Raw genomic sequence first — 12,234 nt, 5'->3', positions numbered from 1 at the left:
TGTTATGTCTGAAGAAAATTCAATTAAAGATTTCGAATTTAGAAGTGAGGAAGTACAAGAAATACTTAGTGAAGTTCCTCACTGGATGATACGTTGGGGAAATGTATTGTTTTTGTCTTTAATATTGATGTTATTATTTTTATCTTGGTTTGTAAAATATCCGGATATTATTCTCTCAGAAGCAGTGATAACAACTCAAATTCCACCACAGAAAGAATATGCGAAAATCACAGGTAAGTTAGATGCGATTTTAGTAGAGGATAACCAAAGTGTTCAGAGGAATCAACCGCTAGCCATATTAGAAAATACTGCCAATTATAGAGATATCTATAGATTAAAATCTGTGATTGATACCATAACAGTTGACAGTAAATCATTTTACTTTCCTATTGATAGTCTCCCGATATTATTTCTAGGAGATATAGAATCGCAATTTGCATTATTTGAAAACAGTTACATTCAATACAAACTAAATAAAGACTTAGAACCATTTTCTAATGAGGCTATCGCGAATCGTTACTCTATTTCAGAATTAAACCGACGTTTAAAAAGTTTGAAAGCACAACGAAATATTAACGAAACAGAATTAGAATTTACAGAAAACGACTTAAATCGTCAAAAAAAATTATTTGAAAAAGGTGTTATTTCTGCACAAGAATTCGAAAATAAGCAGTTACAATATGCACAAGCAGAACGTAATTATAAAAACTTTGAATCCTCTATTTCGCAAATAAGAGAAGCCATAAGTAGAGCACATATGACTTCAAAAGGTACTGAAATAAATAGAACAAAGGAAGAAATGACTTTGCTCAAAAATACTATTCAGTCATTTAATCAACTAAAAAATGCCATTAAAGACTGGGAACAGCTGTATGTGTTAAAATCCAATATAAATGGCAATGTGTCTTTTTTAAACTTCTGGAATAGTAATCAAACAGTAAATCAAGGAGATTTGGTATTTACAATTGTACCAAGTGAAAACTCATCATTTATTGCAAAACTGAAAACACCAGCCCAAAATTCTGGTAAAATTAAAGTTGGGCAAAACGTAAATGTAAAGTTAGAAAACTATCCAGATACTGAATTTGGGGTATTAAATGGTAAAGTAAAAAACATTTCCCTTATTCCTGATAAAGAAGGTTTATATTTTGTTGATGTAGAATTGCCTAAAAAGTTAATCACCTCTTACAATAAAGAAATAGACTTTAAACAAGAAATGCGAGGTTCTGCTGAGATTATAACAGAAGATTTACGACTTATTGAGCGTTTCTTTTATCAATTTAAAAGTGTTTTGAATCGTTAAAAATTCAATCTTTTAAAAATACTGCTTCACCTTGCCCCAAATAGTTTTGGGTTTAATCATAAACTCAGCTTCAAGTTCTTCCATAGATTTATCTGCGTAGTTTATTTTATTAAACATTTGAGCTCTTATCAAATAAATAGATGGTACGATTATGATCAATATTGGAAGTAAAAATAAAATTTGATTTTCATCAGTGTATTCTAATTCTGCATTAAAGCTAGTAATAATTTGAAATATAAACATTGAGATAGGTACCAAAAGGACATGATACCACCAGTGACGGCAAGTGAAAAACCAAATTAAAATAAGGATAAGAGGTAAGACTTTACCAGTATAAACCCACATTGCATATTGAGCAGATTCCCAAAACCCACTTTCATAAGTAAACAAAAAAGTGTTCCAAACTCGCTGGTCTGGAACACTTTCATGTAAAGCGTATAATAAAGGTGTAGAAGCTATTACAGTTGCTATTAAGCTACCAATAATTGCACTTCTACTTAACTTAATATTATCCGTTTTTAACGAGTTTTCGCTTCTTCTTTTGAATTTCTGTTGTATTCTGTCCATCTAAGTCAATAATGTTAGTAGCTTGTACAGTAAATAACATTCCTCCGAAGATAGCAATCGCTAACACTAAATTCTTTTTAGTTTTCATAATTCAAGGGATTAATTAATTAATTACAACAAAAGTAACAGCATTTATAGGTGTTTACAAATGGTAAGTAGTTAAAATCCAAGAAATTTTGAGGCAACCATTACGGTTTTTCCGTAACTAGTAGGATATCTTGTAGGAAAATTAGTAAAATTTTATCTAAAATTTTATTTCTGTCATCGCTATCTGTTCAGTTAAATGTTTAGTTTTTATAGTTAATTTGAGGGATCTTCTATTTTCGTCTAAGTCAGTAATAGTAATGCTTTGAGCGTCTTCTGGCAATAATGCTTCTATGCGTTCTGGCCATTCTAAAAACAACCAATGATTACTATTAAAATAGTCTTCAATTCCAAAATTATAGGCTTCATCCAAAGATTTCACCCTGTAAAAGTCAAAATGATAGACTTTATCGCTTGGAATCGTATATTCGTTTACAATTGAGAATGTTGGACTTGTAGCGACATCACTACTTTGCATAGCTTTTAAAAGCGCATTTATAAACGTAGTTTTACCTGCTCCCATGGCACCATTAAACAATACAGTTTTAGACTCTAAATGTTCTAAAACACTGGCTGCAATGGCATCAATATCTTTTAAGTGATATGTAAACTCAATAACTCTCACTATTAATCTAAGCGGTTTAAGGTTACAATGTTAGGTATAAAAGTTGAGATATCCTAGAAAAAAGTGTATTTCATCGGCTTTTTTTGCTTTTTACGGATTTTCTTACAATACCTTTTGAGAGTGATATAAGATATATTTTAGCTAAATTGTTTTACAAAAACATGAATAGTTTTTGAAACTGATACCTTAAAAATAATTCACGTATTCATGGATAAAACACCCCTAAAGTCCCCTCGAGGGGACAATCTTTGTTAGGGCAATATTTAAATTAACTTTATTTTCTTTATGAAATTGCAAAAAGCTATAAATTGAACTTGGCGTCTTTGCGCCTTTGCGAGAAACCTAAAATTATTTTGGATCTAAAACTACAAAAGGAATAATCATTTCCTCTAAAGAAACACCACCATGTTGATAGGTGTTTCTGTAATAACTTACGTAATGATTAAAGTTATTTGGATAGGCTAAAAACAGATCACCTTTTGCAAATATAAATGAACTACTCATAGACAATGACGGCAAATGCACGGATTTTGGGTCTTTAACAGCTAATACATCCTTGTCTTGGTAAGTGAGACTGCGACCTGTTTTGTATCGCAAGTTTAAACTTGTATCTCTATCTCCAATCACTTTAGAAGGTGCTTTTACGTTTATAGTGCCATGGTCTGTGGTTAGTATTAATTTAAAACCTAACTGTTGAGACAGTTGAATCATTTCTAATAACGGGGAATTCTTAAACCAACTCACGGTGAGCGATCTGTAAGCTTTATCATTTGATGCTAATTCCTTTACAACCTCCATTTCTGTTTTGGAGTGGGAGAGCATATCCACAAAATTATAGACCACAACATTGAGATCATTGTCCTTTAAAGATCTAAAGTTTTCAACTAATTTTTTACCAGCTCTTAGGTTGGTAATTTTATGATATTCATGCTTTATGTGCGAAAGGCCTAAACGTTTTAATTGTTCTCTTAAAAAATCACCTTCATGCATGTTTTTACCTCCTTCATCTGTATCGTTTTTCCAGTATTGTGGAAATAATTTTTCCATATCAACTGGCATTAATCCAGAGAAAATAGCATTACGTGCATACTGTGTTGCTGTTGGTAAGATGCTGTAAAATGATAATTCGGAAGCTTTTTTATAATAGTTATTTACAATAGGTTCAAAAGCTTTCCACTGATCATATCTTAGATTATCGATTACGATTAGTAGTGTAGGTTGTTTATCACTCAATTCTGGCACTACCTTTTCTTTAAAAAGGTTGTGCGATAGTATTGGTGCATCCGTATTTGGTTGAAACCAATCCTCATAATTTTTTTCAATAAACTTACCAAACTGCATATTAGCTTCGGTCTTTTGGGACTCTAAAATATCAGTCATACCGACATCTTCAATATCTTCAAGTTGTAATTCCCAATAAATGAGTTTCTGATAAAGGTCAACCCATTCTTCATAAGAATTTACCATAGATAAATCCATAGCAATTTTTCTGAATTCTTGCTGGTAATTAGAAGTGGTTTTTTCAGAAATTAATCGCGAATGGTCCAAATTCTTTTTCAAACTCAATAAAATCTGATTTGGATTTACAGGTTTAATCAAGTAATCTGCAATTTTGTTTCCAATAGCTTCCTCCATAATATATTCCTCTTCACTTTTGGTAATCATTACCACTGGCAGGTTTGCACGTCTCTCTTTAATTTCGTTTAATGTTTCTAGTCCTGTGAGTCCTGGCATATTTTCGTCCAAGAAAACAATATCAAAATTAGTATCGTTAATAATCTCTAAGGCTTCAGTACCACTTTGGCAAGTTGTAACTTCATATTGTTTTTGTTCTAAAAAGAGGATATGTGGCTTTAGTAAATCGATTTCATCGTCAACCCAGAGAATATTTATCATGTTATGGTATATTTGTTTCTAATTAATGATTGTTTGTTTTTTTTAGATATCAGATTCTGAAACAAGTTCAGAATAACAAAATTAAAACCTTGTACTATTTGCAAACACTCTAAAACATATTTAAAAGTTTTGCCTACAAATAATAAGCTTAAGATATTTAACGATCCAATTTACGGATTTATTACTATTCCGAATTCGTTAATTTTCGATATCATTGAGCATAAATATTTTCAGAGATTACGTCGTATCAGCCAAATGGGATTATCGTATTTGGTTTATCCAGGTGCGCATCATACACGTTTTCATCATGCACTAGGCAGTATGCATCTCATGCAAAAAGCTATCAATGTGCTTCGTTTTAAGGGAGTTGCAATTTCTGATGATGAAGAAAATGGATTATTAATCGCTATTTTATTGCACGATATTGGTCATGGTCCATTCTCACATGCTATGGAACATAGTATTGTAAATGATATTTCTCACGAAGAAATTTCACTTCGTTTTATGGAAGACCTCAATACAGAGTTTAACGGAAGTTTAACGTTAGCCATATCTATTTTCAAAGGAGAATACCCTCGCAAGTTTATGTGTGAGCTAATTTCTAGCCAGTTAGATATGGATAGGGCAGATTACTTAAAGCGCGATAGTTTTTATACAGGTGTAGCCGAAGGTAATATTAATAGTGAACGTTTAATTACCATGCTCAATGTAGTTAATGGCCATTTAGTCATAGAAGAAAAGGGTATATATAGTATCGAAAAATTCTTGGTGGCTAGACGTTTTATGTATTGGCAAGTCTATTTACATAAAACAGGATTGGTTGCAGAGCAGTTATTAACGCGTATTTTGAAAAGAGCAAAAGAACTCTCAAGTTTAGGTGTAAAATTAAACTGTAGTAAAGCATTATCATACTTCCTAAATTCTGAAATCAATGGAGATCATTTTAATAACAAAACGTTAGTTATTTTTGCTCAGCTCGATGATTATGATATTGTTTCAGCTATGAAAAGCTGGCAAACTCATAGTGATTTTGTTTTAAGTAATCTCTGTGAAATGATTTTGAACAGAGATTTATTAAAAATTAAGTTGAAGAAAAAACCAATCAGTTCATCAGAGCTAATTGGGCATTCCAATTTAATAATGGATAAGTACAACATTTCTAAAACTGAAGCAGATTATTTTGTGTTTCAAGGAAAGATTAGCAATCAGGCATATCAAAATAAAAAACAACAAATTAGTATACTTTTAAAATCAGGCAAAATAAAGGATATCGCTAAAGTATTAGACCAATTAAACCTAAAAGGCCTAAGTAAACCTGTAACTAAATATTATATGTGCTATCCTAAAAACAAAATGTGATACATTTTTTCTATTTTTGCGAAAGCCAACGCAGACATTAAAATCAAATAATTGAAACATTCATACTCAAAACTTAAAAATCACAAAGAATTATTATTTGGAATGTTCCACGTGATTTTAGAAAAGTAATAGGTATAAACACATGAAATTTACAGCAGAACAGATCGCAGGTATTTTAGAGGGAATAGTCGTTGGTGACCCAAATATTGAAGTTTTTAAGTTGTCTAAAATTGAAGAAGGCACTAAAGGTTCACTAACATTTTTATCCAATTTAAAATATACACCTTACATATACAAAACTGAAGCATCTGTAACTATTGTAAATTCAGATTTTGAACCAGAAAAGCCCATTTCTACAACACTTATAAAGGTAGAAGATGCTTACGAGGGTTTTTCCAAACTACTAGAATACTACAATCAAATAAAATTGAATAAATCTGGAATAGAACACCCTTGTTTTATTTCTGAAACAACAAAAACACCAGATAGCACTTATATTGGTGCTTTCGCTTATGTTGGTAACAATGTTGAAATTGGGGAAAATGTAAAGATTTTTCCAAATGCCTATGTTGGAGATAATGTTAAGCTTGGCGATAACACGATAATTTTTTCTGGAGGAAAAGTATATCCTGATTGTATAATAGGGAATAGTTGTGTTATTAACTCAGGTGCTATTATTGGGGCTGATGGTTTTGGATTTGCACCAAGTAAAGATGGAGGATACTCTAAAATACCACAAATAGGAAACGTAATTTTAGAAGATTATGTAGATGTTGGTGCAGGCACTACAATAGATAGGGCAACTATGGGTTCTACAATTATTGGGTCAGGAGTAAAACTAGATAATCAAATACAGATAGCCCATAATGTGGAGATTGGCAAGAATACTGTAATTGCAGCACAATCAGGAGTTGCAGGTTCAACTAAGATTGGCGAAAACTGCCAAATTGGAGGACAAGTTGGTATAGCAGGTCATTTAACCATTGGTAATAATGTAAAAGTACAAGCACAATCTGGTATCGGTAGAAATGTTAAAGATAATGAAGTCTTGCAAGGCTCACCTTCTTTCGGCTATACTGATTGGAATAAATCTTATGTTTATTTCAAAAACTTACCTAAGCTTGCAAAAACAATAAATGAACTAGAAAAAAAAGTAGATGGCAATAATTAAAACTGAAATAAAACAGAAGACCATTGAAAAAGAAGTCACACTAAATGGTGTAGGACTTCATACAGGAGCAGACGTTAAATTGGTGTTTAAACCAGGAGTGGAAAATTCGGGTTTTCTATTTGAGCGTGTAGATTTGGAAGGTAGTCCAAAGATTGAAGCTGATGCAAATTATGTTACAAATACGCAACGAGGAACCTGTTTAGAACGAAATGGTGTTACTATCCAAACGTGCGAGCATGTATTAGCGGCATTGGTTGGTTTAGATATCGATAATGCTGTTATAGAACTCAATGCTTCAGAGCCTCCTATAATGGATGGATCTTCAAAATTCTTTGTAGAAGCTTTAGAGAAAGCTGGTGTTGTTGAACAAGATGCCTTTAGAGAAGAATATGAAGTTACGCAAGTTGTTTCATACTCAGACGAGGAATCTGGAAGTGAGATTATATTAATGCCTTCAAACTCATACCAAGTTACTACAATGGTAGATTTTGGTACTAAAGTTTTAGGTACTCAAAATGCGACGCTTAATGATGTTTCTGATTTTAAAACTGAAATTGCAAATGCTAGAACCTTTAGTTTTCTGCATGAAATAGAAATGCTTCTCGAAAATGGTTTAATTAAAGGTGGAGACTTAAACAACGCTATTGTTTATGTTGATAAAGAATTATCTCCAGAAACTATGGAGAAACTTAGCATTGCTTTTAATAAGGATAAAATCGCTGTAAAACCTAACGGGATTTTAGATAATCTTACACTGCATCATCCTAATGAAGCTGCACGACATAAATTATTGGATGTCGTTGGTGATCTTGCTTTAATTGGTACACGTATTAAAGGTAAAGTCATCGCTAATAAGCCAGGGCACTTTATAAACACGCAGTTTGCTAAGAAGATGTCTAAAATTATTAAAAACGAAAGGCGTAATAATGTGCCTCAAATAGATTTGAATTCAGAGCCATTGATGGATGTGAATCAAATCATGGATATGTTACCACACAGGCAGCCATTTTTATTACTAGATAAGGTTTTCGAATTGACGGAAAACCATGTTATCGGAATGAAAAATGTAACAATGAACGAAGAGTTCTTTAAAGGACATTTTCCTGGTCAACCTGTAATGCCTGGTGTGTTAATTGTTGAAGCTATGGCGCAAACTGGTGGTATTTTGGTATTAAGTACAGTGCCAGATCCAGAGAATTATTTAACTTTTTTCATGAAAATGGATAATGTAAAATTCAAACAAAAAGTAGTACCTGGTGACACGCTTATATTTAAATGCTCATTAATTACTCCGATTAGAAGAGGAATATGCCATATGCAAGGTTATGCTTATGCCAATGGAAAATTATGTGCAGAAGCCGAATTAATGGCACAAATTTCAAAAGTAAAATAAAAAATGAACCGAGCAGAGTTCAAAGTTAAATGGAAAAAAGAAGGTTTAAAAGCGAACACGTTTCTTCCATTTTATCAAAATAAATATTAGAGAAATGAACCAACCATTAGCATACGTACATCCTGGAGCAAAGATTGCTAAGAATGTCGTTATAGAACCTTTTACAACGATTCATAATAATGTAAAAATTGGAGAAGGCACTTGGATTGGAAGTAATGTTACCATTATGGAAGGTGCTCGCATCGGAAAAAATTGTAACATTTTTCCAGGAGCAGTAATTTCGGCAGTACCTCAAGACTTAAAATATAATGATGAAGATACAACTGTAGAAATAGGTGATAATGTTACGATTAGAGAATGTGTAACTATTAACAGAGGTACAACTGATAGAATGAAGACGGTTATTGGCAACAATTGTCTAATAATGGCGTATTGCCATGTTGCGCATGACTGCATTGTCGGTAACAACTGCATATTTTCTAATAATAGCACTCTAGCTGGTCATATTAATGTTGGAGATTATGTTGTTTTGGCAGGTATGACTGCAGTTCATCAGTTTGTTTCAATAGGAAATCATGCTTTCGTAACTGGTGGATCTTTAGTTCGTAAGGATGTTCCACCATATGTAAAAGCAGCAAGAGAACCTTTATCTTATGTCGGTATAAATTCAGTAGGACTAAGACGAAGAGGTTATACCTCAGAAAAAATTAGAGAAATTCAGGATATATATCGCATACTATATCAAAAGAATTATAACAATACACAGGCTTCAGATTTAATTGAAGCCGAAATGGAAGCCACACCAGAACGTGATGAAATTCTTCAATTTATTAAGAATTCACATAGAGGAATTATGAAAGGCTACTTTAAATCAAACTAAAAATAACAACTAAATAATGGCAAGTACATCAGATATTAGAAACGGGTTATGTATTAAATACAATAATGATATTTATAAAATCATAGAGTTTCTTCATGTAAAACCAGGTAAAGGTCCTGCTTTTGTAAGAACAAAAATGAAAAGCGTTACAACAGGTAAAGTTTTAGACAATACGTTTTCTGCAGGTCATAAAATTGAAGATATTAGAGTAGAAACACATAAGTTTCAGTATTTATATAACGATGGAGAGTTCTATCATTTTATGAATGAAGCAGATTATACTCAAATTCGTTTATTAGAGTCGGCTTTAGATCGACCAGATTTAATGAAAGAGGGAGAAGTTGTGACTATACAAATCAACACTGAAGACAATATGCCTTTGTCTGTTGATATGCCTGCAACTGTGATTTTAGAAGTTACTGCCACGGAGCCAGGTGTAAAAGGTAATACTGCAACCAATGCAACAAAACCTGCAACAGTAGAAACAGGGGCTTCAGTAAATGTACCTTTGTTTATTAATGAAGGAGATAAAATTAAGGTTGAAACAGAAAAAGGAACTTATAAAGAGCGTATCAAGGAATAAATGAAGTTCCCTAAAGAATATAAGCTTAAAGAGATTGCGAATCTTATTTCTACTGAATATGTAGGTGCAGATGATTTTCCAGTTTTAGGCATGAATGAAATTCATGTTGTCGAACCTGGTGATATCGTTTTTGTTGACCACCCAAAATACTACGATAAAGCTTTAGAATCTGCTGCCACTATTGTTTTAATTAATAAGGAAGTTGATTGTCCGGAAGGGAAAGCGTTATTGATATCTGATGATCCTTTTAGAGATTTCAATAAACTCACTAATCATTTTAAGCCTTTTAAAGCTTCAAACTCTGCTGTAGCTGACGATGCTGAAATCGGAGAAGGTACTATTATTCAACCAAATTGCTTTATAGGAAATAATGTTAGCATAGGTAAGAATTGTATCATTCATTCTAACGTAAGTATTTATGATGATACTATTATTGGTAATAATGTAACAATTCATGCAGGTACTATTTTAGGAGCAAGTGCATTTTATTATAAAAACAGACCAGATGGTTATGATCAATTAAAATCTGGTGGACGTGTTATTATAAAAGATAATGTTGATGTTGGTGCACTTTGTACAATAGACAGAGGAGTAACAGGTGATACAACTATTGGTGAAGGGTCTAAACTAGATAATCAGATTCAAATAGGTCATGATACAGTAATTGGCAAGAAATGCTTAATTGCATCACAAACTGGTATAGCTGGTTGTGTGGTTGTGGAAGATAATGTAACCATTTGGGGACAGGTTGGCATTAAAAGCGATGTTACTATTTCTAAAGGAACAGTGATTTACGCACAAGCTGGTATTAATAAGACTACAGATGGTAGTAAAGTCTATTTTGGATCACCAGCACAAGAAGCTAGAGGCTTTTTCAAAGAAATGGCTTATGTTAAAAAAATTCCAGAAATACTAGAAAAATTGAAAAATATATAATGTCAGCAAAAGATATAGTAAAAGCTTTTTATAGTTCAGATTTAGCTAATGATGCCAACGTAGTATCGAAATTCTTTAGCAAGGAGAGTGAACTACACTGGATGAGCAGCCAAGGTTTTATGTTGCTTAAATATGATGATATTGTAATTTTTTTTGAAGGAACCCGTAAATCGTATAACAATCTTCGTTTTGAATTCACACATTTTATTGAAGCTGGTGATAGTATTATTACAAGACATACGATATTTGCAAATACAATCGAAAATCCTGATGATGAAGTCATGTTAGCGCATTTTTCAACAATTTGGGAAGTGAAGGATGGCAAGCTACACAGAGGTTATGAAATTAGTCACCAAGCAGATGAAAATGACGCTGCTTCAATGAAATCATATACTGAAAGAAAAGTTTAAAAGAGGTCGTATTTGATTCTCAAAACTCTTATTTTTGCACAGCAAAATATATAAAACTTTAAAACAAAAATATCTAATGAGCGTTTTAGTTAACAAGAATTCAAACATCATCGTACAAGGTTTTACAGGTAGTGAAGGTACTTTTCATGCCGAGCAAATGATTGAGTATGGTACTAATGTGGTTGGTGGAGTAACACCAGGAAAAGGTGGTCAAACTCATTTAGACAGACCAGTTTTTAATACAGTATCTGAAGCTGTAGAAAAAGTAGGTGCTGATACCACTATTATTTTTGTACCACCAGCATTTGCTGCAGATGCAATAATGGAAGCTGCAGATGCAGGAATTAAAGTAATTATTACAATCACAGAAGGAATACCTGTTGCAGATATGATTAAAGCAGCAGATTATATTAAGAATAGAGATTGCCGTTTAGTTGGACCTAATTGTCCAGGTGTCATAACTCCAGGTGAAGCTAAAGTTGGCATAATGCCAGGTTTTGTTTTCAAATCAGGTAAAGTAGGAATTGTTTCTAAGTCTGGTACATTAACATACGAAGCTGCTGACCAAGTGGTAAAGCAAGGTTTAGGAATTACAACTGCAATAGGTATTGGAGGTGATCCTATTATCGGAACTACAACCAAAGAAGCTGTAGAGTTATTGATTAACGATCCAGAAACTGAAGCTGTAGTTATGATTGGTGAGATAGGTGGGCAATTAGAAGCTGATGCTGCACAATGGTATAAAGCTAGTGGAAGTAAAAAACCAGTTGTCGGTTTTATTGCAGGCGAAACTGCTCCTGCAGGTCGTACAATGGGACATGCTGGTGCTATAGTTGGTGGTAGTGATGATACTGCCCAAGCCAAAAAGAAAATTATGAAGGCTTGCGGAATTCACGTTGTGGATTCACCAGCCGAAATAGGAAAGAAAGTCGCTGAAGTTTTAGGCTAATAATCTTAAATTATAGAGACTGAAACTAGTTCAGTATAAACTGTTAAAAACCTTACAAAATCTTGTGAGGTTTTTTTA

At 32.8% G+C, this 12,234-nt stretch carries 13 protein-coding genes; 9 read left to right on the top strand and 4 right to left on the bottom strand.

Annotation, left to right across the window (positions count from 1 at the left end; all coding sequences use genetic code 11):
• Positions 1-4: 4 nt before the first annotated feature.
• Positions 5-1,303 carry an HlyD family secretion protein gene (locus SJY34_RS03330; RefSeq protein WP_400078887.1) on the top strand — a complete coding sequence of 433 codons (1,299 nt, stop codon included), beginning with the start codon at positions 5-7 and terminating at the stop codon, positions 1,301-1,303.
• 12 nt (positions 1,304-1,315) lie between these two features.
• Here SJY34_RS03330 and SJY34_RS03325 read toward each other — a convergent pair whose 3' ends face one another.
• The 4 genes from SJY34_RS03325 to SJY34_RS03310 form a co-directional block, all read right to left on the bottom strand.
• Positions 1,316-1,870, bottom strand: a complete 555-nt coding sequence (locus SJY34_RS03325; protein ID WP_400078886.1) for a hypothetical protein — start codon at positions 1,868-1,870, stop codon at positions 1,316-1,318.
• Complete coding sequence (locus tag SJY34_RS03320; RefSeq protein WP_400078884.1) at positions 1,812-1,958, bottom strand: hypothetical protein; 147 nt, start codon at positions 1,956-1,958, stop codon at positions 1,812-1,814. The genes SJY34_RS03325 and SJY34_RS03320 overlap by 59 nt, the downstream gene beginning before the upstream one ends.
• Positions 1,959-2,114: 156 nt before the next feature.
• On the bottom strand, positions 2,115-2,579 hold the full coding sequence (gene tsaE / locus SJY34_RS03315) for a tRNA (adenosine(37)-N6)-threonylcarbamoyltransferase complex ATPase subunit type 1 TsaE (RefSeq protein ID WP_400078882.1): 465 nt from the start codon (positions 2,577-2,579) through the stop codon (positions 2,115-2,117).
• 348 nt (positions 2,580-2,927) lie between these two features.
• Positions 2,928-4,475: a PglZ domain-containing protein gene (locus SJY34_RS03310; protein ID WP_400078880.1), complete on the bottom strand. Its 1,548-nt coding sequence runs from the start codon at positions 4,473-4,475 to the stop codon at positions 2,928-2,930.
• 129 nt (positions 4,476-4,604) lie between these two features.
• Here SJY34_RS03310 and SJY34_RS03305 point away from each other — a divergent pair, with 129 nt between their 5' ends.
• The 8 genes from SJY34_RS03305 to sucD all read left to right on the top strand — a co-directional run bounded on the left by SJY34_RS03305 (position 4,605) and on the right by sucD (position 12,156).
• Positions 4,605-5,834, top strand: coding sequence for an HD domain-containing protein (locus SJY34_RS03305; RefSeq protein WP_400078878.1), 1,230 nt, complete (start codon positions 4,605-4,607; stop codon positions 5,832-5,834).
• Between the two features lie 142 nt (positions 5,835-5,976).
• Complete coding sequence (gene lpxD / locus SJY34_RS03300; RefSeq protein ID WP_400078876.1) at positions 5,977-7,005, top strand: UDP-3-O-(3-hydroxymyristoyl)glucosamine N-acyltransferase; 1,029 nt, start codon at positions 5,977-5,979, stop codon at positions 7,003-7,005.
• Entirely contained in the window at positions 6,992-8,398 is a 1,407-nt protein-coding gene (locus SJY34_RS03295) for a bifunctional UDP-3-O-[3-hydroxymyristoyl] N-acetylglucosamine deacetylase/3-hydroxyacyl-ACP dehydratase (RefSeq protein WP_400078874.1), read from the top strand. The genes lpxD and SJY34_RS03295 overlap by 14 nt, the downstream gene beginning before the upstream one ends.
• Positions 8,399-8,492: 94 nt before the next feature.
• A complete protein-coding gene (gene lpxA / locus SJY34_RS03290; protein ID WP_400078872.1) occupies positions 8,493-9,278 on the top strand; it encodes an acyl-ACP--UDP-N-acetylglucosamine O-acyltransferase in 786 nt (261 codons plus the stop codon).
• A 16-nt stretch (positions 9,279-9,294) separates the two neighbouring features.
• A complete protein-coding gene (gene efp / locus SJY34_RS03285; protein WP_400078870.1) occupies positions 9,295-9,861 on the top strand; it encodes an elongation factor P in 567 nt (188 codons plus the stop codon).
• Positions 9,862-10,797, top strand: a complete 936-nt coding sequence (locus tag SJY34_RS03280; RefSeq protein WP_400078868.1) for a UDP-3-O-(3-hydroxymyristoyl)glucosamine N-acyltransferase — start codon at positions 9,862-9,864, stop codon at positions 10,795-10,797.
• Entirely contained in the window at positions 10,797-11,207 is a 411-nt protein-coding gene (locus SJY34_RS03275) for a nuclear transport factor 2 family protein (RefSeq protein WP_400078866.1), read from the top strand. Before SJY34_RS03280 ends, SJY34_RS03275 begins: the two co-directional genes overlap by 1 nt.
• 76 nt (positions 11,208-11,283) lie before the next feature.
• The gene (gene sucD, locus SJY34_RS03270; RefSeq protein WP_400078864.1) at positions 11,284-12,156 is read left to right on the top strand and encodes a succinate--CoA ligase subunit alpha; all 873 of its coding nucleotides are present in this window, start codon (positions 11,284-11,286) and stop codon (positions 12,154-12,156) included.
• The last annotated feature ends 78 nt before the right edge of the window (positions 12,157-12,234 follow it).

The sequence above is a fragment of the Winogradskyella sp. R77965 genome (genome assembly GCF_044594915.1).
Classification (GTDB): Bacteria; Bacteroidota; Bacteroidia; order Flavobacteriales; family Flavobacteriaceae; genus Winogradskyella.
The sequence above is the reverse complement of the archived record's forward strand: the minus strand, read 5'-3'. Positions and strand labels throughout refer to the sequence as shown.